18 protein-coding genes are annotated in these 21,395 nt (G+C 59.6%); 10 read left to right on the forward strand and 8 right to left on the reverse strand.

Annotation, left to right across the window (positions count from 1 at the left end; translation table 11 throughout):
• Nucleotides 1-46: 46 nt before the first annotated feature.
• Nucleotides 47-571: a DUF6586 family protein gene (locus tag KVG95_RS24830; RefSeq protein ID WP_217858273.1), complete on the forward strand. Its 525-nt coding sequence runs from the start codon at nt 47-49 to the stop codon at nt 569-571.
• 141 nt (nt 572-712) lie between these two features.
• Complete coding sequence (locus KVG95_RS24835; protein WP_007907774.1) at nt 713-946, forward strand: hypothetical protein; 234 nt, start codon at nt 713-715, stop codon at nt 944-946.
• Between the two features lie 93 nt (nt 947-1,039).
• Here KVG95_RS24835 and sulA read toward each other — a convergent pair whose 3' ends face one another.
• Nucleotides 1,040-1,513: an SOS-induced cell division inhibitor SulA gene (gene sulA, locus KVG95_RS24840; RefSeq protein ID WP_008073066.1), complete on the reverse strand. Its 474-nt coding sequence runs from the start codon at nt 1,511-1,513 to the stop codon at nt 1,040-1,042.
• 10 nt (nt 1,514-1,523) lie between these two features.
• Entirely contained in the window at nt 1,524-2,132 is a 609-nt protein-coding gene (lexA, locus tag KVG95_RS24845) for a transcriptional repressor LexA (RefSeq protein WP_007907770.1), read from the reverse strand.
• Between the two features lie 229 nt (nt 2,133-2,361).
• Between lexA and KVG95_RS24850 the strand changes: the two genes are divergently transcribed.
• From KVG95_RS24850 to KVG95_RS24860, 3 genes are all read left to right on the forward strand, one after another.
• The gene (locus KVG95_RS24850) at nt 2,362-3,069 is read left to right on the forward strand and encodes a TetR/AcrR family transcriptional regulator (RefSeq protein WP_217858274.1); all 708 of its coding nucleotides are present in this window, start codon (nt 2,362-2,364) and stop codon (nt 3,067-3,069) included.
• Between the two features lie 170 nt (nt 3,070-3,239).
• Complete coding sequence (gene nagZ, locus KVG95_RS24855; protein WP_177319494.1) at nt 3,240-4,238, forward strand: beta-N-acetylhexosaminidase; 999 nt, start codon at nt 3,240-3,242, stop codon at nt 4,236-4,238.
• 12 nt (nt 4,239-4,250) lie between these two features.
• On the forward strand, nt 4,251-4,988 hold the full coding sequence (locus KVG95_RS24860) for an S-methyl-5'-thioinosine phosphorylase (protein ID WP_217858275.1): 738 nt from the start codon (nt 4,251-4,253) through the stop codon (nt 4,986-4,988).
• A 138-nt stretch (nt 4,989-5,126) separates the two neighbouring features.
• On the opposite strand, the gene KVG95_RS24865 is transcribed toward KVG95_RS24860, so the two are convergent.
• Genes KVG95_RS24865 through mfd form a run of 3 tightly spaced genes read right to left on the reverse strand, consistent with a single transcriptional unit; the run spans nt 5,127 to nt 11,865 of the window.
• Nucleotides 5,127-7,817 carry a DEAD/DEAH box helicase gene (locus tag KVG95_RS24865; RefSeq protein WP_217858276.1) on the reverse strand — a complete coding sequence of 897 codons (2,691 nt, stop codon included), beginning with the start codon at nt 7,815-7,817 and terminating at the stop codon, nt 5,127-5,129.
• A 10-nt stretch (nt 7,818-7,827) separates the two neighbouring features.
• Nucleotides 7,828-8,406, reverse strand: a complete 579-nt coding sequence (locus tag KVG95_RS24870; RefSeq protein ID WP_123720881.1) for a CsiV family protein — start codon at nt 8,404-8,406, stop codon at nt 7,828-7,830.
• A 9-nt stretch (nt 8,407-8,415) separates the two neighbouring features.
• Entirely contained in the window at nt 8,416-11,865 is a 3,450-nt protein-coding gene (gene mfd / locus KVG95_RS24875) for a transcription-repair coupling factor (protein WP_217858277.1), read from the reverse strand.
• A gap of 354 nt (nt 11,866-12,219) precedes the next feature.
• Here mfd and KVG95_RS24880 point away from each other — a divergent pair, with 354 nt between their 5' ends.
• Nucleotides 12,220-13,683 carry a glyceraldehyde-3-phosphate dehydrogenase gene (locus KVG95_RS24880; protein WP_052965467.1) on the forward strand — a complete coding sequence of 488 codons (1,464 nt, stop codon included), beginning with the start codon at nt 12,220-12,222 and terminating at the stop codon, nt 13,681-13,683.
• A gap of 145 nt (nt 13,684-13,828) precedes the next feature.
• On the opposite strand, the gene KVG95_RS24885 is transcribed toward KVG95_RS24880, so the two are convergent.
• Entirely contained in the window at nt 13,829-15,127 is a 1,299-nt protein-coding gene (locus KVG95_RS24885; RefSeq protein WP_217858278.1) for an MFS transporter, read from the reverse strand.
• Nucleotides 15,128-15,310: 183 nt separating this feature from the next.
• On the opposite strand from KVG95_RS24885, the gene KVG95_RS24890 reads away from it, so the two are divergent.
• Both KVG95_RS24890 and sthA read left to right on the forward strand, forming a co-directional pair.
• A complete protein-coding gene (locus KVG95_RS24890) occupies nt 15,311-16,360 on the forward strand; it encodes an FAD:protein FMN transferase (protein WP_225923295.1) in 1,050 nt (349 codons plus the stop codon).
• Nucleotides 16,361-16,566: 206 nt separating this feature from the next.
• Nucleotides 16,567-17,961, forward strand: coding sequence for a Si-specific NAD(P)(+) transhydrogenase (gene sthA, locus KVG95_RS24895; RefSeq protein ID WP_030128406.1), 1,395 nt, complete (start codon nt 16,567-16,569; stop codon nt 17,959-17,961).
• A 42-nt stretch (nt 17,962-18,003) separates the two neighbouring features.
• Here the strand turns inward: sthA and KVG95_RS24900 are convergent, their stop codons facing one another.
• Both KVG95_RS24900 and KVG95_RS24905 read right to left on the reverse strand, forming a co-directional pair.
• Nucleotides 18,004-18,726, reverse strand: coding sequence for a glycerophosphodiester phosphodiesterase (locus KVG95_RS24900; protein WP_217858279.1), 723 nt, complete (start codon nt 18,724-18,726; stop codon nt 18,004-18,006).
• Nucleotides 18,727-18,740: 14 nt separating this feature from the next.
• On the reverse strand, nt 18,741-19,322 hold the full coding sequence (locus tag KVG95_RS24905) for a PilZ domain-containing protein (protein ID WP_217858280.1): 582 nt from the start codon (nt 19,320-19,322) through the stop codon (nt 18,741-18,743).
• A gap of 94 nt (nt 19,323-19,416) precedes the next feature.
• Between KVG95_RS24905 and KVG95_RS24910 the strand changes: the two genes are divergently transcribed.
• Together KVG95_RS24910 and lolD are read left to right on the forward strand one after the other, a co-directional pair.
• Nucleotides 19,417-20,667 (forward strand): lipoprotein-releasing ABC transporter permease subunit, encoded by a 1,251-nt coding sequence (locus tag KVG95_RS24910; RefSeq protein WP_217858281.1) that lies wholly within the window; start codon nt 19,417-19,419, stop codon nt 20,665-20,667.
• Between the two features lie 7 nt (nt 20,668-20,674).
• Nucleotides 20,675-21,358 carry a lipoprotein-releasing ABC transporter ATP-binding protein LolD gene (gene lolD, locus KVG95_RS24915; protein ID WP_020700644.1) on the forward strand — a complete coding sequence of 228 codons (684 nt, stop codon included), beginning with the start codon at nt 20,675-20,677 and terminating at the stop codon, nt 21,356-21,358.
• The last annotated feature ends 37 nt before the right edge of the window (nt 21,359-21,395 follow it).

Consider the following 21,395-nt stretch of genomic DNA (forward strand, 5'->3'; position numbering starts at 1 on the left):
TGTCTGACCTGCGTGAAGCAATTATTTCGTTGTGGAGGCTGCCGTCATGGCCCACGAACTCTATACCCGTACCAACCAGAAGATTTATTTCGCCGGCCTGTCGCTGGAAGCGCTGGCCAAAGCCGAAGAGGGGCGGGCGATGAACTCCCTGGCGCTGATTCAGGCCGGACGCGAATCGGCGTTGTTTCACCTGTACGGTGCGCTGTTGGGGCTGTGCCATGAAATCGCTGGTTTCTATCGTTTGCCTCAGGCCAATGCACCGCGGGCAGAGATGCTGCTTACCCGCGAAGTGCTCGAAACCATCGCTATTCCGGAAATGGCCGAGATGGTTGAACTGGCGCAAAACCCTGAAACCTGGCTAGCCAAGCTGCTGTCGGCACATGCAGCACTGTTTCAGCCGCCTCGCGCTCCGCACAAGCCCAAGGGCGATGTGACGCAACCGCTTATTCTGGCCGTTAATCTGGATGAAGAAGAGGCGCCGGAAGAGCTGAGTCGGGAAGAGCTGGAGAGCTGGCGTCAGAACCTTAAAAGCCTGGCGATTCGGTTTCGCGAAGGGTTGAACGAGTGCTGAAAGATTGAGTGTTTAGGGATGGGTCCGCTCAAGGAAGAGTGATGTCAGAAATTTCTCTTCGTGATGGCATTTGGTCAAGATCCCGAGCGAAGCTTGGCTGATGCCTATATAATCCCCGCCTTTCGTGGAGAACAGACCTTTATGCCAACGTCCTTTCTAGAAATTGTCGAGTTACCAGACGGCCGAATCGAGCTGCGCAGGGCCGAGGACGAGGGTTCTCTGGTTACTTTGGATTTCTCCGAGGATGCCAAGGTTTTCCTGCAAGGCCAGCATGTGGAAGTCGCCAAGGCGATGTTGAGCGTCGGTGTTCAGATGGCAGGACGCCTGGTTGAAGGCGAATTTGATAAGGAAGAGGGGCCGCGGGTTCTTCATTGATCCCGCCCGTCGGATTCTTCGGATACCTCTACAGATTGGCTTCTCTATCCCTGGAGAAGCCCCGCGCTGTTCAGCGCGCACAGTGTTTGTCAGTTAACCCAGTCGAATATTCAGACTTTGCGCATCCCCGATACGGGCGGCGCTGATCAGCTGTTGCCGCGACGTTGTGCTCAGCGGGTTAAGCCAGCTGACGACCGTATGGCTGCGGCCAAGTCGCAAGGCTTCGCAGGTTAACTGCTGAGCGCTCTGCGTGCCGCGCGGTTGCAGGAGCAGAATGCGCTCACGATTCAGACCAGCGTCGCGTAACCAGGCTTGTGTCAGGCTGGCGGGCGGGGCGATCAGTGTCAGCCAGCGTGCATCCTGATCCTGACTCAGTTCCCTGAGAATCGGTGCCAGAAGGTTCAGGCAGTTCCCGGCCGCGCCGCGCAGTGATAGCTCGCTGAAGACTTCAGGCTCGGCGCTCCAGGGCGATTCGACCACATCTTTCAGGATCGGCGCCAATGGCTGTGCCATGAACGCCTCAAACAACGGCAGTTGGGCTTGCTGTGAGGTATGTGGGAACTGCATAAAGCCTCCTTTAGCGGCGAATCACGCCGACACTCAAGCCTTCGATAACCAGTTCCTGATCTTTCAGGTTGACTTCGATAGGGGCGAATTCAGGGTTTTCGGCAATCAACCAAACCTTGCTGCCGTCGCGCTTGAAGCGCTTGACGGTCACTTCGTCGCCGATCCGCGCCACCACGATCTGGCCGTTGCGGGCTTCACGGGTGGTGTGGACGGCCAGCAGGTCGCCGTCGAAAATGCCGACATCCTTCATGCTCATGCCATGGACCCGCAGCAGATAGTCGGCGCGAGGATGGAAGAAGGAAGGGTTGATGTTGCAGGATTCTTCGATGTGCTGCTGAGCGAGGATCGGCGCACCGGCGGCCACCCGGCCAATGATCGGCAAGCTGGACTCGTCGGCCTTGGCTTCGAAGCCAGGAATGCGGATGCCGCGGGAAGCGCCCGGAGTCATCTCGATCGCCCCCTTGCGGGCCAGCGCCTTGAGGTGTTCTTCCGCCGCGTTGGGCGACTTGAAACCCAGTTCCTGAGCGATTTCCGCGCGGGTCGGCGGGTAGCCGTTGTCTTCGAGGCAACGTTTGATGAAGGCCAGAATCTCTGCTTGGCGTGGCGTCAGCTTTAGCATATTGATCGCTCTGTCTTTTTATACAGTGACTGGGATTATATACAGTGAACGGGTCTTGGCAATGCCCCTTTTTTTGTCGACCGCTGGACGGTCATTTTGCTCGCTGATGGAAGCGGCACTGTTGTATGGTTAAATACCTGACCGACCATTCCCAAAACGAACCGCCAGACTTGACAAGGCCAGGGCTGAAACGTATGTTTCAAACAAGTGTTTGTCAGGCGGAGTAGCCATGGCCCAGTCGGAAACCGTTGAACGCATTCTCGATGCTGCCGAGCAGTTGTTCGCGGAAAAAGGTTTTGCTGAAACCTCATTGCGTCTGATCACCAGCAAGGCCGGTGTCAATCTGGCGGCGGTGAATTATCACTTCGGGTCGAAGAAGGCGCTGATTCAGGCGGTCTTCTCGCGTTTTCTCGGGCCATTCTGCCTCAGTCTCGATAAAGAGCTGGAGCGCCGTCAGGCCAAGCCCGAGAACAAGCCTACCCTTGAAGAGCTGCTGGAGATCCTCGTCGAGCAAGCTCTGGTCGTGCAGCCACGCAGCGGCAATGACCTGTCCATTTTCATGCGTTTGCTGGGGCTGGCGTTCAGTCAGAGCCAGGGGCACTTGCGTCGTTATCTGGAAGATATGTACGGCAAGGTGTTCCGCCGCTACATGATGCTGGTCAACGAGGCCGCGCCGCGCATTCCCCCGATCGAACTGTTCTGGCGTGTGCACTTCATGCTGGGTGCCGCGGCGTTCAGCATGTCGGGGATCAAGGCCTTGCGTGCGATTGCCGAGACCGATTTCGGCGTCAACACCTCCATCGAGCAAGTAATGCGTCTGATGGTGCCGTTCCTGGCCGCGGGCATGCGGGCCGAAAGCGGCGTCACCGACACTGCCATGGCCACCGCGCAGTTGCGTCCGCGCAGCAAATCGGCCCCGGTCGCCGCCAAGGTTTAACCGCACACGGGTGGGCGCGGCAGCTGACATCCGCTAAGCTAGCCGCCCATGCCGACTCTCGTTCTGAACCCGCTCCTCATTGATATCGCCGACCTGCCGGGCTCAGCCCATGGCGGCGAATTCGCGCGAGCCGGGTTTATCGTAATCAAGGAATCTCTATGACTGCTGGCCTGCAAGGCTCGTTGATGGTGGACGTCGCCGGTACCTGGCTGACGGCTGAAGATCGCCAATTGTTGCGCCAGCCCGAAGTGGGCGGCCTGATCATTTTTGCCCGTAACATCGAACATCCGCGTCAAGTGCGCGAATTGAGCGCTTCGATCCGCGCCATTCGTCCCGATCTGCTGTTGGCGGTGGATCAAGAGGGCGGTCGCGTTCAGCGGCTGCGTCAAGGCTTCGTGCGGCTGCCAGCCATGCGTGCCATCGCCGATAACCCGAATGCCGAAGACCTGGCCGAGCAGTGTGGCTGGATCATGGCGACCGAAGTGCTCGCGGTCGGTCTCGACCTGAGCTTCGCCCCCGTGCTGGACCTGGATTACCAGCGCAGCGCAGTGGTCGGCACCCGTTCGTTCGAAGGCGATCCTGAGCGCGCCGCCTTGCTCGCCGGTGCATTCATCCGCGGCATGAACAGTGCCGGAATGGCTGCCACCGGCAAGCATTTCCCGGGTCATGGCTGGGCCGAGGCCGATTCCCACGTCGCGATTCCCAACGACGAGCGCAGCCTCGATGAAATCCGCGCCAACGACCTGGTGCCGTTTGCGCGATTGAGCAAGCAACTGGCCGCTGTCATGCCGGCTCACGTGATTTATCCACAGGTCGATTCCCAGCCTGCAGGTTTCTCCCGTCGCTGGTTGCAGGACATCCTGCGTGGCGAGCTGCAGTTCGATGGTGTGATCTTCAGCGATGACCTGTCGATGGCCGGTGCCCACGTGGTTGGCGATGCCGCCAGTCGTATCGAAGCGGCATTGACTGCCGGTTGCGACATGGGCCTGGTGTGCAATGATCGCGCAGCTGCCGAGCTAGCCTTGAGCGCCGCCCAGCGGTTGAAGGTCAAACCTTCGGCGCGTATTGCGCGGATGCGCGGGCAGGCGTACGCCAGCACCGAATACCGTCAAGATCCACGCTGGCTGGCGGCCATCGGCGCGCTCAGAGAAGCTCAATTGATCGATTAAGGACTCTTCGTGATGACGGTTTACGCGATTATCGGTGGCACCGGCCTGACACAACTCGAAGGTCTGAACATTCGTCAGTCATTGGCGGTGGACACGCCTTACGGCACGCCTTCGGCCGAAGTGCAAATCGGTGAGTATGCAGGCAAGGAAGTGCTGTTTCTCGCGCGTCATGGGCACCCACACCGTTTCCCGCCGCATCAGGTGAACTACCGCGCCAACCTGTGGGCCTTGAAGCAGGCCGGTGCCGAAGCGATTCTTGCGGTCAACGCCGTGGGCGGGATTCACACTGCGATGGGCACCGGGCATTTCTGCGTGCCGCATCAATTGATCGACTACACCAGCGGCCGCGAACACACCTATTTCGCCGATGACCTGGAACAGGTCACACACATCGACTTCAGCTATCCCTACAGCGAACCCCTGCGTCAGCAATTGATCGCGGCGTTGGCGGCTGAAGGCGTTGGCTACAGCAGCCATGGCGTGTACGCCTGCACCCAGGGCCCACGTCTGGAAACCGTCGCTGAAATTGCGCGGCTGGAACGTGATGGTTGTGACATCGTCGGCATGACCGGCATGCCTGAAGCGGCATTGGCGCGTGAGCTGGAACTGGACTACGCCTGTCTGGCGCTGGTGGTGAACCCGGCGGCGGGCAAGTCGGCAGCGGTGATTACCATGGCCGAGATCGAACAGGCATTGCGTGACGGGATGGGCAAGGTGAAGTCGACGTTGGCGCGGGTGCTTAAGGGTTAATCAGTCGTTATACCGAGTCGACCCCATCGCGAGCAGGCTCGCTCCCAGATTAATTTTGTGTTGTCTCCATTATGGTGGGCAAACACAGATCCAAATGTGGGAGCGAGCCTGCTCGCGATGGCGATTCAATAATCGCGGCTACCTATCAATTTTTTCCGGCAACGGCGCAAACAACGCCTCGATATCATCGCTCTGCAATTTCCAGTCCCCGGTCTTGCGCCCATCCAGCACGCCTGCGGCAAGATCGGATTTTTCCTTCTGCAGATGCTGAATCTTCTCTTCCACCGTGCCCCTGGCAATCATCTTGTAGACGAACACCGGCTTCTCCTGACCAATGCGATACGCGCGATCAGTCGCCTGGTTTTCCGTCGCCGGGTTCCACCAAGGGTCATAGTGAATCACCGTATCCGCTTCGGTCAGGTTCAGTCCTACGCCACCAGCCTTCAGGCTGATCAGAAAGATCTGACGCTTGCCGCTCTGGAACTCCTTCACTGGCGTGCGTCGGTCGCGGGTTTGTCCGGTCAGGATCGCATACGCCACGCCACGTTTTTTCAGCTCGTCTTCGATCAACGACAGCATTGAGGTGAACTGCGAAAACAGCAGAATTCGCCGACCTTCCTCAAACAACTCTTCCAGCATTTCCATCAGGCTATCGAGCTTGCCGGAAGTGCTGCCCCGCGCGGGTAGGGCGGCATCGTTGACCAAGCGCAAATCACAGCACACCTGACGCAGCTTCAGCAGGGCCTCAAGAATGATGATCTGGCTGCGCGCCACGCCCTTGCGGGTGATTTCGTCGCGGACTTTCTTGTCCATGGCCAGACGCATGGTTTCGTACACGTCACGCTGTGCTTCGTTGAGTTCGACCCAATGGATGATCTCGGTTTTCGGCGGCAGTTCGGTGGCTACCTGTTCCTTGGTTCTGCGCAGCAGGAACGGTTTGATCCGACCGTTGAGGTGTTGAAGTCTTACTTCGCTGGCGCGCTTTTCAATCGGTACGCGGTAATCACGGTTGAAGCTTTTTACGTCACCGAGCCAGCCGGGCAGCAGGAAGTGGAACAGCGACCACAACTCGCCCAGATGGTTTTCCAGCGGCGTGCCGCTCAGGCACAGGCGCTGGCGAGCATTCAGCTCACGGGCTGCGTGGGCGGCCTTGCTGGTGGGGTTCTTGATGTACTGCGCTTCATCCAGCACCAGTACATGAAACGGTTGCGCGGCCAGGCGTTCGACGTCCTTGGGCAGCAGCGCATAGGTGGTCAGAATCAGGTCGTAATCGGCCAGAGTCTCAAAGTGCTTTTTGCGACTGGCACCGTACAACGCCAGCACTTTGAGCTGCGGCGTGAAATGCGCCGCTTCGTCGAGCCAGTTGGGGATCAGGCTGGTGGGCATGACCACCATGCACGGCCGATCGAGGCGCCCGGCATTCTTCTCGCTGAGAATATGCGCCAGGGTCTGTAGGGTTTTGCCCAGGCCCATGTCATCCGCGAGAATCCCGCCGACTTCCAGTTGCCGCAACGACTGCATCCAGCTCAGGCCCTCCAGCTGATACGGGCGCAAGGTGGCATTCAGCCCTTCGGGTGCCACCGCGGTGTGGTCTTTGATGTCGCGCAGGCGCTGGGCAAAGGTGCGGATCTGCTCGCCACCTTCCCAGAGCAACGGCAGGCCTTCCAGCGGATTCAATCGCGTGGCGTCGGCCTTGCTCAGGCGCAGCGTGGTTTCGCCGGGCTCTTGCAGATAAAACTCGCCGAGGGTGGCCAGCACCGGTTTCAAACGGCCGAAGGGCAGGGCGACCTGCAACGGGCCTTGATCGGTGCTGCGGCGCTGCGGGATATTCACCAGAATCAGTTCGTCGTCGCGACGTCGGGCGAGCCGTTCCGGGTTGAGGATCTCGGTGTGAGAGCGCATCAGGTTCAACAGGATCGGCAGCAGGCTCAGCCGTTCGCCGTTGACGATGATCCCCAATTCCAGGTCGAACCAGTCGCGCTCGGGTGCTTGCTCGACAGTGGCGTACCAGTCATCAACGGCGGTCAGGTCGAAGCCGAAGTCCTCGTCGATCTGCAACTCCCACCCCTGGGTGCGCAGCTTCGGCAGTTCGTTGAGGGTGAAGGTCAGCCAGGCGCTGTCGTTGACCATCTCGTAGAGTTCGCCGGCACTTTCCGGCAAAGCCTTGCTTTGTCGGGTTGCGATCTTGAAACCGAGGATTCGCAGCTGTTCCCTGTAGGCTTGTTCGACTTCCGGGTGACGTTTTATCCGCAGTGTCTGCGTCTCCTGGCGGATCAAGATGTCAGTGTTTTTCTGCCCACTGACGTATTCATCCAGGTAGCTGAAGGACAGCGCCGCGCGATGCTGGATGTACCGCTGCATTTTGCCGTTGCGCGGTTCGAAGGCGCTGAACTCGATGCTCGCCAGCCACAGGCGCGGCACCGGTTGCACGTTGTCCACCAACACTTGCGGCGGCGCTTTCGGGCTACGGTTCTCCAGTACGGCCTGAAGTTTTTCCAGCAGTTCAGCGTCTTTGGCAGCCGCCGGGTAAGCGAGGGTTTCCTGCACTTGCAGCAACACCGCCGCGCAATGTTTGCAGTTGCTATGAACCGGACAGGTACACGTGGCGTCGATCATCAGCAAGGTGCCTTTGGCCGACTCACGCAGGCGAATGGTCTGACGGTAAACGTTACCGCCAGAGCCTTCGCAACTGGCGGTGATGGTGGCATCGCCGACTTCGACGATCCTGACGCGGTTCTCCAGGGCGTAGCGGCGGCCACGCTCCAGGCTCTGTTCCTTGAATCGGCTGACCCAGGATGTTGCCAGGGGTTTGCTCAGGGTCGGGGGCATAAAGAATCAATCAGTCCGGAATTACATCGGGGACTGGCCGAGGCGCAGGGGCGGTCAGCGAGGTGATCTTTATCAGCAGGCCCAGGTGGCCGTTGTCGAGGAAGTTCAGTTGACCGTTCTTGGTGTGGCTTTCCTGCTTCAGGCGTTCGCTGGCGGTGACCAAGCCGTTGGCATCAATCTTATTGACCCAGAAGTCTGCATCGACGTCGGTGAAGCGCCCCAGTTTCAGGCTCAGCGTGCCCTCGATCGGGAACTGGCCGAACTGCTCGGTGCCTTCGCTGATCGCGACTTTGCTGGCTTCTTCGCCGAGCTTTTGTTGCCAGGCCTTGTGCATCAACACTGTGTATTCATTGCTGGCGGTGAGCTTTTCCACTTCGGGATTAAGGCTCGGCGTGCGAAAACTGTCGGGGCTGACGCGTTGAGCGCCGGCATCCCAGTCTTCCGGCGCGGCGCGGCTGACGATCGCGGGCACAGTGTTTTGCCGCACTAGAATCATTTCAACCTGATACAGATCGTCCGCAAACGCCGTGGGGGCGAGCAGCGTCGTGATTAACATCGTCAACAAGGTCAGTGAGCGAAACAGGCGCATGCGGCGTCCTTAAGCAGTGGTCGGAATGAGGCGCTCGAACAGCGCCTCTACAGTATTAAAACGCTCTTGCGGGCTTTCCATCGGCACCTGGAATTTGAACATCGTGGCGCCTTCGAATTTGTAGCGTTTGGGCTGGCTCTGGATCAGTTTGATCAGTGTCAGCGGGTCGACCGGTGTCTGCGCCGCGAACTCGATACGACCCCCTTGCGGGCCACCGTCGACTTTCTTGATGCCCAGTTGTTCGGCCTGCAATTTCAGCGCCGTGATCCGCACCAGGTTCTTGGTCGGCTCCGGTAGCAAACCGAAACGGTCGATCATCTCCACTTGCAGGTCCTTGAGGCCTTCCTCATCAGTGGCCGAGGCAATGCGTTTGTAGAGAATCAATCGAGCATGCACATCTGGCAGATAGTCCTCGGGAATCAACGCCGGTACACGCAGATTGACTTCGGGACCACCGCCCAGTGGCTGGTCGAGGTTCGGTTGTTCGCCTTTGCGGATCGACTTCACCGCGCGCTCGAGCATTTCCATGTACAGCGTGAAACCGACGGCCTGGATCTGCCCGCTCTGACCGTCGCCCAGCAGTTCGCCGGCACCACGGATTTCCAGGTCGTTGGTGGCGAGTACGAAGCCCGCGCCGAGGTCCTGGGTATTGGCGATCGCTTCCAGACGCTTTTCTGCGTCGGGAGTGATTTGTTGGCGCGGCGGTGTCAGCAGGTAAGCATACGCCTGGTGGTGACTGCGACCGACGCGGCCACGCAATTGGTGCAACTGCGCCAGGCCGAACTTGTCGGCACGCTCGATGATGATGGTGTTGGCGCTCGGCACGTCGATGCCGGTCTCGATGATGGTCGAGGCGATCAGCACGTTGAAGCGCTTGTGATAGAAGTCGCTCATCACTTGTTCGAGATCGCGTTCACGCATCTGCCCGTGGCCGATGCCGATCCGTGCTTCCGGCACCAGTTCGGCGAGGTCGGCGGCGCATTTCTCGATGCTCTTCACATCATTGTGCAGGTAGTAGACTTGACCGCCACGCAGCAGTTCACGGAGCAGGGCTTCTTTGACCGTGCTCTTGTTCTGCTCCATGACGAACGTGCGCACCGACAGGCGACGGGCCGGTGGCGTGGCGATGATCGACAGGTCGCGCATGCCCGATACCGCCATGTTCAGCGTGCGCGGAATCGGCGTAGCGGTCAGCGTCAGGATGTCGACTTCACTGCGCAGTGCTTTGAGCTGTTCTTTCTGACGGACACCGAAACGGTGCTCTTCGTCGATGATCACCAGCCCGAGGTTTTTGATTTTGACGTCGTCTTGCAGCAGCTTGTGCGTGCCGATGACGATGTCGATCTTGCCTTCGGCCAGGTCCGCGACCGCAGCGTTCACTTCTTTGGTCGACTTGAAGCGGCTCATCACTTCCACGCTCACCGGCCAGTCGGCGAAGCGGTCGCGGAAGCTGTTGTAGTGTTGCTGGGCGAGCAGGGTGGTCGGCACCAGAATCGCCACCTGACGACCGCCATGCACCGCAATGAACGCCGCGCGCATCGCCACTTCGGTCTTGCCGAAACCGACGTCGCCGCAGACCAGGCGGTCCATCGGTTTCGGCGCGAGCATGTCGGCGCGCACCGCTTCGATGGTGGTCTGCTGGTCCGGGGTTTCTTCGAACGGGAAACCGGCGCTGAAGGTCGCGTAATCGGCTTTCGGGTCGGCGAAGGCATAACCCTCGCGAGCGGCGCGGCGGGCATAGATGTCAAGCAACTCGGCGGCCACGTCGCGCACCTGTTCGGCGGCTTTGCGCTTGGCTTTCTGCCAGGTCTCGGAGCCGAGGCGGTGCAGCGGCGCCAGGGCATCGTCGCTGCCGGTGTAACGAGCGATCAAGTGCAGGTTGGCTACCGGGACGTACAGCTTGGCGTTCTCGGCATACTCAAGGGTCAGGAACTCGGCGGCTTGATTGTCGATTTCCAGAATCGTCAGCCCCAGATAGCGGCCGACACCATGATCGATGTGCACCACCGGCGCGTTTTCGCGCAGCTCGGTGAGGTTTTTGATCACTGCATCGTTGTTGGCGTCAGCGCGTTTCTCGCGACGACGGCGCTGCATTACGCGCTGACCGAATAACGGGCTTTCAGCGACCAGGGCCAGCGCAGGATCGTCCAGCAAGAGACCTTCGTCGAGCGGCGCGATGGTGATTGCCAAGCGCTCCTTGCTCGCAACAAAGTCTGGCCAGCTTTCGACGGTTTTCGGTCGCAGCTTGAGGCGCTCCAGCAATTCCAGCAGCACTTCACGACGGCCCGCGGACTCGGCGGTAAACAGCACGCGGCCAGGGAACTCGTCGAGGAAACCGGCCAGCGCCGCCAACGGCTGAGTGGCCTTGGCTTCGATGGCCAGGTTCGGCAGCGGCTGAGCCGGGAAGCGCTCGCGACCGACACCGGTTTCCACATCCTGTTGACTGGCAACCACACGGGGCCAGCTCTTCAGGCGGGCAAAGCAGTCCTCCACAGGCAAGAACAGCTCGGCCGGTGGTAATAAAGGACGGGATGGATCGACGCGACGCTCTTCGTAACGATTGCGCACATCGTTCCAGAAATTCTCTGCCGCCTGTTCGATACCCGGCAAAGAGAACACTTGCGTGTCCTGGGGCAGGTAGTCGAACAGCGTGGAGGTTTCGTCGAAGAACAGTGGCAAGTAGTACTCGATACCCGCCGGTGTAATCCCGCTGCTCAAATCCTGAAAGATCGGGCAGCGACGGAAATCGACGTCGAAGCGCTCGCGAAAGCGTGCCTTGAAGCGAGTGACGGCGTCCTTTTGCAGCGGGAATTCCCGCGCCGGCAGCAGGCGAACGGTGTCCACCTTGTCGATGGAACGCTGGTTTTCCGGATCGAAGGTACGCAGGGTTTCGATTTCGTCGTCGAACAGGTCGATACGGAAGGGCAGCTTGCTGCCCATCGGGAACAGATCGATCAACGAGCCGCGTACGGTGAATTCGCCGTGCTCATAGACTGTATCGACGTAACGATAGCCGCTGGCCTCAAGCCGGCTGCGCATTTGCTCGACATCAAGCTTCTGGCCGACATCCAGCACCAGGCTGCTGCCCAGCAGGAATTTGGTCGGCGCCAGGCGGTGCAGGGCCGTGGTGATCGGCACGACCAGCACGCCATGCTCCAGCTCCGGCAACCGATACAGGCTGGAGATGCGCTGAGAGATGATGTCCTGGTGTGGCGAGAACAGGTCGTAGGGCAGGGTTTCCCAGTCGGGGAAATGCAGAACAGGCAAATCCGGGGCGAAGAAACTCAGCTCCTGTTCCAGCCGTTCGGCACTCTGGCTGTCGGCGGTCAGTAGCAGGGTAAAGCGCTTGGCAGCGCTGGCGGCCTCGGCGATGGCCAGGCTCAGGGCGGCACCGGGCAGGTTGCCCCAGTGCTGTTTACCTGCCGCGGCAGGGAGAAGCGGTAGACGCAGAACGGGCACGGAAGGTTGAGCTCCAAGCGTTGCGACAAAGTCGACAATTGTAACGGCCTCAGGTGCCGGCTGTCAGTTGCAGACTGTGTCTATATGCACAGGTTGGGTGAAATGTAGTGGTAATGACAAAAACTGGCGGTTTGATACTGAAAATGTAGTGCCAAAACCGCTCAGTGTTACGGAGGGTTACGGACACGGCATGGCTATCGTCGAAAAATTGACTATGCTGAAAGCCTAGGTTTTACTGGGCTGGAGCGGGGCGTAATTTTTTTGAACAGGATTTTGTTACCGCCTGTGCGACAGGCGCGCATTGCTACGGAAGGCACTCGGCGGCATAATGTAGCCCCTTTTTTCTGCCCCTACATGTGGAAGGTTACCGTGACTCAGAAGCCCGACCAGTGTCTTGGTGAATGGATCGACCGTGAAGCACTCGCAGAAGCGATGATTCCGCTTATCGGTCAGCTCTACCGCAATAACAACGTGGTGAGCTCGATCTATGGCCGCAGTCTGATCAACCAGTCTGTCATCGCGATTCTCAAAGCTCACCGCTTTGCTCGCCATCGCCAGTCCGATGACAGCGAATTGTCCGTCCACGAAACATTCCCGCTGCTCAAGGCAATGAGCGAGCTCAAGCTCGGCGCTGCTTCGGTAGATCTGGGCAAGCTGGCTGTCAAATTCAAAGCCGAAGGTAATGGCCGTACCGCCGAAGCGTTCGTCCGTGACGAGCTGGCCGATGTGGTCGGCAAGCAGAATGGTTCCGGCCGTACCGGCACCGACGTTGTCCTGTATGGCTTCGGTCGTATCGGTCGTCTGCTGGCGCGCATCCTGATCGAGAAAACCGGTGGTGGCGACGGCCTGCGTCTGCGCGCCATCGTTGTCCGCAAGGGCGCCGAGAACGATCTGGTCAAACGTGCCAGCCTGCTGCGTCGCGACTCGGTGCACGGTTCGTTCAATGGCACCATCACCATTGATGAAGCCAACAACACCATCACCGCCAACGGCAACCTGATCCAGGTTATCTACGCGAAGAATCCGACTGAAGTGGACTACACCCAGTACGGCATCAAAAACGCGCTGCTGGTGGACAACACCGGTGTATGGCGTGACGCCGACGGCCTGGGCCAGCATCTGGCATGCCCGGGTATCGACCGCGTTGTTCTGACCGCGCCTGGCAAAGGCAAGCTGAAGAACATCGTTCACGGCATCAACCACGGTGAAATCACAGCTGAGGACAAGATCGTGTCCGCCGCTTCCTGCACCACCAACGCCATCGTGCCGGTGCTGAAAGCTGTGAATGACAAGTTCGGCATCATCAACGGTCACGTCGAAACTGTTCACTCGTACACCAACGACCAGAACCTGATCGACAACTTCCACAAGGGTGATCGCCGTGGTCGTAGCGCCGCGCTGAACATGGTCATCACCGAGACTGGTGCTGCCACCGCTGCTGCCAAGGCGCTGCCTGAGCTGGCCGGCAAGCTGACCGGTAACGCGATCCGTGTTCCGACGCCGAACGTGTCGATGGCCATTCTCAACCTCAACCTTGAGAAAGCCGCCACCCGTGAAGAGATGAACGAGTACCTGCGCTACATGGCGCTGCACTCCGATCTGCACAAGCAAATCGACTACGTCAATTCGCAGGAAGTGGTTTCCACCGACTTCGTTGGCTCGCGCCACGCAGGCGTTGTGGACGCTGAAGCGACCATCGTTCAGGACAACCGCGTTGTTCTGTACGTCTGGTACGACAACGAGTTCGGTTACAGCTGCCAGGTAGTTCGCGTGATGGAAGACATGGCCGGTGTAAACCCGCCAGCGTTCCCGCGCTAAGCGCTTTTTGTTGTGCGGTTTGGTCAGTTGCAGGTGTGTTGTCGGTGTTGGCCTCTTCGCGAGCAAGCCCGCTCCCACATTTGATCGAGTTGTCCCGGCGGACGCGGTCAAATGTGGGAGCGGGCTTGCTCGCGAAGGCGATGGATCAGGCGCCGCCGACTACTGCCGCTTGCGCAGTCCGCAACTCGTGACGATTGCCCCGGAACAGCACCAGCGTCGCAATCAATCCCAACACCGCCGCGCCACTGAGCCAGATCCCCGGCGCCGCCTTGTTGTCCAGCACATGGATCAGATACGTACAAGCCGCCGGTGTGAAACCACCAAAGGTCGCGGTCGCGAGGCTGTAGGCAAGGGAGAAACCGGTCGTGCGAACTTCCACCGGCATGATCTCGGTCAGGGCCACCACCATGGCGCCGTTGTACGAGCCATACAGGAACGACAGCCACAACTCGACGATCAGCAGATGGCTGAAGCTCGGGTTCGCGACCAGCCATGACAGCGCTGGATAAGCCGTGAGGATCGCCAGAATCGTCGCCGCCAACAGCAGGGGTTTGCGCCCGATTCTGTCAGACACAGAACCCATCACCGGCAGCCAGAAGAAGTTCGACAGGCCGATGCACACGGTCACCAGCAACGTATCCAGATCCGACAGATGCAGTTCGGCCTTGCCGAAGGTCGGGGTGTAGGCGGTGATCAGGTAGAACGACACAGTGGTCATCACCACCAGCGCCATGCCGGCGAGGACGATGCCGAAGTTCTGACCAATCGAGCGGACAATGTCTTGCAGGGTAGGGCGGTGCTTGCGCGCCTGGAATTCCGGGGTTTCTTCCAGCGAGCGGCGGATCACGAAGATCACCGGCACGATCATGCAGCCGATCAGGAACGGCACGCGCCAGCCCCATTCACCCATTTCTTCCGGGCTGAGCCAATGGTTCAAGCCCACGCCGAGCAGGCCGGCGAATACCACCGCAGCTTGCTGACTGGCAGACTGCCAACTGACGAAGAAGCCTTTGCGGCCTGGTGTGGAGATCTCGGCGAGGTACACCGACACGCCGCCCAGTTCCACGCCCGCCGAGAAGCCTTGCAACAGGCGACCGAGCAATACGATCAGCGGCGCCGCGACGCCCAGCGTCGCGTAACCCGGCACGCAGGCAATCAATAGTGTGCCGGCGGCCATCATTGCCAGTGTGATGATCAGGCCTTTGCGGCGGCCGTGACGGTCGATGTAAGCCCCGAGGAAAATCGCCCCCAACGGACGCATCAGGAAGCCGGCCCCGAAAGTGGCCAAAGACAGCATCAGGGAAGCGAAAGCGCTGTCGGCAGGGAAGAAGGTTTTAGCAATGGCCGTGGCGTAAAAGCCGTAAACCATGAAGTCGAACATCTCCAGGAAGTTTCCGCTGACGACGCGAAAAATTGCTTTGCCGTTGCTCGTATTGGAAGACATTTGTAGGTACTCACGCTGGTAAATCTTGTTTGAAAACGCTGCGCCTGTGGGGTGATCGGGTTTACGATTGCTTCGCAATCGGACGGGGGCAAGCCCCCTCGCCACACAGGCTCGCTCCCACAGGTTTTGCGTCTGGCTGACGGGCGCTGGCAGACCTCGCTCTCATGCGCTCTGAGGCCCATAATGGCGGGCGCGGTTTTGAGGGGAGATGAAGATTTGTTAACTGGACGGTGGAGTGGACTTGTGGTGCTGGCCGGCATCTTGTCCGGTTGTGGCAACGGCGACAGCCTGGAACGCTTCGACGGCCCGACCATGGGCAGTCGTTATTCCATTCAATACGTAAGACATTCCTCCGCGCCCGGGCCGAAAGCGGTGCAGGCCGAAGTAGAAAATATCCTCGCCGAAGTGGATCGACAATTCTCGACCTATCGCAGCGACTCGGACACCGTACGTTTCAACGCACTGCCGGCCGGTCGCTGTCAGGTCATGCCTGGCCCTGTGCTCGAATTGATCCGTGTGGGCGAGCAGTTGTCATCCCAAAGCGACGGCTCCTTCGACTTGACAGTGGAGCCACTGCTCAATCTGTGGGGATTCGGTCCGCAGGCGCGTGAGGAAAAAGTCCCGAGCGCCGAAGCGCTTGCCGAGATGCAGCAACGCGTCGGCCACACCCACTTGCGCATCGACGGTGATCAGCTGTGCAAGGACGCTGCGGTTGAGATCGACTTCAACAGCATCGCTGCCGGTTACGCGGTCGACACGATTGCCGCAAAGCTTGAAGAGCAGGGCATCCACAACTACCTGGCGGAGGTCACCGGTGAACTCAAGGCTGCCGGCAAAAAGCTCGACGGTTCACCCTGGCGCATCGCGTTAGAAGAGCCTCGGGACGATCAGCAAGTCGCGCAAAAAATCATCGCCGTCGACGGCTACGCTGTGTCCACGTCCGGCGACTACCGCAATTATTTTCAGCAGAACGGCCAGCGCTATTCCCACACCTTCGATGCCCGCACCGGAGCGCCGGTCCTACACACCCTGGCGTCAGTCACAGTGATTCATCCTTCAGCGTTAATGGCCGATGGCCTATCGACGCTGTTGCTGATTCTCGGTCCTGAACGGGGTTGGGACTATGCCGAAACCCATGACATTGGTGCATTCTTTGTGATTCGTGCCGATACAGGTTTCGTCACACGCACCAATCAGGCTTTTGAGCGCCTGGTGGGCGAGAAAACCAAGTGATTGCGGTCTCAAAAGCATTTTTGATGGCGTTGTAGTGCAGGCAAAACTAGCCTACGACGCGACCAAGGGTTAATGTGCCCGGCGTTGACGCTTCTATAGACTGTGTCCGGGTTCTGCACTGGCCCCAAATTGTTCCTTCACGCCGCAGATCGGCGTGATTTAGCCGCAGGTGCCGAGGGCGCCGCGGCCTGTTCTGAGGAGTATGCATGGCTGTCTACAACTACGACGTGGTGGTGTTGGGTTCCGGCCCGGCGGGAGAGGGCGCGGCAATGAATGCCGCCAAAGCAGGACGCAAGGTGGCGATGGTCGATAGTCGTCGCCAGGTCGGCGGCAACTGCACCCACCTGGGCACCATCCCGTCCAAGGCCTTGCGTCACTCGGTCCGGCAGATCATGCAGTTCAACACCAACCCGATGTTCCGGGCGATTGGTGAGCCGCGCTGGTTCTCGTTCCCGGACGTTTTGAAGAGCGCCGAAAAAGTCATCTCCAAACAAGTCGCCTCGCGCACCGGCTACTACGCCCGTAACCGCGTCGACGTGTTCTTCGGCACCGGCAGCTTCGCCGACGAGCAAACCATCGAAGTGGTCTGCGCCAACGGCGTGGTTGAAAAACTGGTGGCCAAGCACATCATCATCGCCACCGGCTCGCGTCCTTATCGCCCGGCGGACATCGATTTCCATCACCCGCGTATCTACGATAGCGACACCATCCTCAGCCTCGGCCACACCCCGCGCAAACTTATCGTTTACGGCGCTGGCGTGATCGGTTGCGAATACGCCTCGATCTTCAGTGGCCTGGGTGTGCTGGTTGAGCTGGTGGATAACCGCGGCCAGTTGCTGAGCTTCCTCGACTCGGAAATTTCCCAGGCGCTGAGCTATCACTTCAGCAACAACAACATCACGGTTCGCCACAACGAAGACTACGACCGCGTCGAAGGCGTGGACAACGGCGTGATCCTGCACCTGAAGTCCGGCAAGAAGATCAAAGCCGATGCCTTGCTCTGGTGCAACGGCCGTACCGGCAACACCGATCAGCTGGGCCTGGAAAATATCGGCGTGAAGGTCAACAGCCGTGGCCAGATCGAAGTCGATGAAAACTACCGCACCTGCGTGCCGAATATTTACGGTGCCGGGGACGTGATTGGCTGGCCGAGCCTGGCCAGTGCCGCCCACGACCAGGGCCGTTCGGCCGCTGGCAGCATTGTTGACAATGGCAGCTGGCGTTTCGTCAACGACGTGCCAACCGGCATCTACACCATTCCGGAGATCAGCTCGATCGGCAAGAACGAGCAGGAGCTGACTCAAGCCAAGGTCCCGTACGAAGTGGGCAAGGCGTTCTTCAAGGGCATGGCGCGTGCGCAGATCGCCGGTGAGCCGCAAGGCATGCTGAAGATCCTGTTCCACCGCGATACCCTGGAAGTGCTGGGCGTTCATTGCTTCGGTTATCAGGCGTCGGAGATCGTGCACATCGGTCAGGCGATCATGAGCCAGCCGGGTGAACTGAACACCCTGAAGTACTTCGTCAACACGACGTTCAACTACCCGACCATGGCTGAAGCCTATCGGGTAGCGGCGTACGATGGCCTCAACCGGCTTTTTTGAGCGGCTCCGGCCGGTGGCCTGAGCCGGCCGGGGAGACCGATTTCAGCAATTCTCGAGCGTGGCAGTGGCCAAACCGGGAAAGTCTGTAATCAGGCTGTCAACGCCGAAGTCGGCGAGTCTGCGCATCAGCGCGGGCTCGTTGACTGTCCACACCGACACATGCAGCCCCTGACGCTGCGCCTTCTGCAGGCGTTCCGGCGTACACAGGGTCCAGTTCAGCGCCAGCATCTCACAGCCATAGTTTTGCGCGACCTTCAACGGGTCGAGCCAGGCATACTCGGCCACCAATCCGCGAGACACGTCCGGCACCAGGTCCAGCGCGGCTTTCAATACTTCGCGTGAACTCGACGTAATCGTGATCTTGTCCCGCATACCGAAACGCTGAGCCATTTCGCGAATCGCCAGCACGGTGGTCACGGCACGGGTGCGTGAAGCGCTTTTGACTTCCAGCTGCCAGTGCTCGAAATCGCATTTCTCGAACAGTTCTTCCAGCGTTGGGATCGGGCAGGGTTTGATCCAGCCCGGGCCACCCTTGCGCGCGTCATAGGTCACCAACTCCGCGGCGGTATGCTCGACTACTTTGCCGCGGCGGTCGGTGGTGCGTTTGAGGGTCGGGTCGTGGATCACCATCAACTCGCCGTCCTTGGACAGGTGCAAGTCCAGTTCACAACGACGTACGCCGTGCTTGAGGCATTCCTGAAAGCTGGTCAGGGTGTTTTCCGGTGCTTCGCCCTTGGCGCCGCGATGGCCGTAGATGAGAGTCACGGTTCTTCCTTAAATTAAATGCCTGATTCGTTTTGTTCGCGGGCCAGGCGTCGTTCTTGTGCCTGTCGCTGCAAGATGTAACGGGCCAGCAATTGCCGCTGGGCATCGGACGGGTATTCGAACTCGGTGCCGACATCGTAGCCGTCGCCCTTGCGGTCGCAATGGGTGACGCGGGCTCGCAGCAGCAGGCCAAGGGCTTGCGGCATGAGTACCAGCTTGACTGACAGATGCGCGCCAGTGGCGATGGGCGTCGGATGCTGGAAGTCGATGCCTCCTTCGGAGAGGATCACCGGCTGCGGTTCGCCGATCTGCCCGAGCACGGTCAGAGCGACCACCTGGCTCAGCAAATCGATGCGTTTGTTCTGGGATTTCAGGAACGCGGCGATGGTCCGGTCACGTTCGCTGATCTGTCGCAGCAGGTGTTGCGACTCGAATTCGCTCAGGTGCAGTTCGCTGAGCAGGTTGAATAGAGGGGAAGCATCCTGCAACACTTCCTGGCCTGCGGCTTCGGGAGCAGACAGGGGCCGAATTTCCAGTGCGATCGTGTCCTCGATACGGTAGTATTCGCGGCGATCTTCTTCATCTAATGTCGACATGGCGAACCCATGGTAGCGGCGGTGGTCTGAGTGTAAAGCTGGTTATCGACCCCCGCCACAAGGACGTTCCTTTTCCCTCCGAACAAGCCCCGACATGTTCAGACCTCTCTTCGTATTTATTGGCACGCGTTATACCCGTGCAAAGCGTCGCAATCATTTTGTGTCATTCATTTCCCTGACCTCGATGATCGGACTCGCCCTCGGCGTGGTCGTGATGATCGTCGTGCTGTCGGTCATGAACGGCTTCGATCATGAGATGCGCACCCGCGTGCTGGGCATGGTGCCCCACGCGACCATCGAGTCCGGTGAGCCGATCAGCGACTGGCAAAGCCTGGCCGCCAAGGTCAAGCAGAATCCGCAGGTGACGGCGGTTGCGCCCTTCGTCCAGATGCAGGGCTTGCTGACCAACAACGGCAAGGTCTCCAAAGTGCTGCTCAATGCCATCGACCCGGTGCAGGAACGGCAGGTGTCGATCATTGATAACTTCATGCAACAGGGCAAACTCGACGACCTGGCGCCGGGCAGTTTCGGCATCGTCATCGGCGACAAGGCCGCGGCCAAGCTCGGCGTGGCGGTTGGCGACAAGCTGACGTTTGTCGCGCCGGAAGTCACCGTGACCCCGGCCGGGATGTTCCCGCGCATGAAACGCTTTACCGTGGTTGGCATCTTCCATGTCGGTGCCGGTGAGATCGACGGCTATCTGGGCATCACCAACCTGCAGGATCTGGCGAAGCTGCACCGCTGGAAGCCGGATCAGGTCCAGGGCATCCGCTTGAAGTTCGACGATCTGTTCCAGGCACCGCGCATGGCGTGGACCATCGCCCAGCAACTCGGCGAAGACAAGTATTACGCCCGCGACTGGACCCGCACCCACGGCAATCTGTATCAAGCGATCCGCATGGAAAAAGCCATGATCGGCCTGCTGTTGCTGCTGATCGTCGCGGTTGCAGCGTTCAACATCATTTCCACGCTGGTGATGGTGGTGAACGACAAGAAGGGCGACATCGCGATCCTGCGCACCCTCGGCTCCACGCCGGGGCAGATCATGGCGATCTTCATGGTCCAGGGCACGGTCATTGGTGTGGTCGGTACGCTGATCGGCGCTGTGGTCGGGATCTTCGCCGCGCTGAACGTCAGCGCCGCGATTTCGGCCCTTGAAGGGCTGATCGGCCATAAATTCCTGAACGCTGACGTGTATTTCATCGATTACCTGCCGTCGCAAGTGCAGAGCCAGGACGTGTTGATGGTCTGCGCCGCCGCGTTGGTTCTGAGTTTCCTCGCCACCCTGTATCCAGCCTGGCGTGCCGCGCGCACCCAGCCTGCGGAGGCGCTACGTTATGAGTGAGTCGGGCATGAGTGATAAAGCAATCTTGAGCTGCCGCAACCTGGGCAAATCCTACGTGGAAGGCCCGGAATCGGTAGAGGTTCTGGCGGGTCTGCAACTGGAGTTGCACCCAGGTGAGCGCGTGGCGATCGTCGGTACGTCGGGCTCGGGCAAAAGTACCTTGCTCAACCTGCTGGGCGGCCTCGATACGCCGACCAAGGGCAGCGTCTGGCTGGCCGGTGAAGAGCTCTCGGCACTGAACGAAAAGGCCCGTGGCCTGCTGCGCAATCGGTCGCTGGGTTTCGTTTACCAATTCCACCACTTGCTGCCTGAGTTCACCGCGCTGGAAAACGTCTGCATGCCGTTGCTGATCGGTAAAACCGCAATCCCGGAAGCGCGTCAGCGTGCGACGGCGTTGCTGGAGCGGGTAGGGTTGGGCCATCGTCTGGAGCACAAACCGGCGGAACTGTCGGGTGGTGAACGCCAGCGTGTGGCCATCGCCCGCGCCTTGGTGAACAAGCCAGGCCTGGTGATGCTCGACGAGCCGACCGGCAACCTCGACTCCCACACCGCCCAAGGCATTCAGGATTTGATGCTGGAACTCAGCACCTCGATGCGCACGGCGTTCCTGGTGGTGACCCACGACATGAACCTGGCCCGCCAGATGGATCGCGTCCTGCATTTGCAGGAAGGTTACCTGACACCCATCTGATTGACCGAAACCCGGCGTACTGAACAGTGCGTCGGGT

Origin of the sequence: Pseudomonas farris (assembly GCF_019145235.1) — a bacterium.
In the GTDB taxonomy this organism is placed as follows: domain Bacteria; phylum Pseudomonadota; class Gammaproteobacteria; order Pseudomonadales; family Pseudomonadaceae; genus Aquipseudomonas; species Aquipseudomonas farris.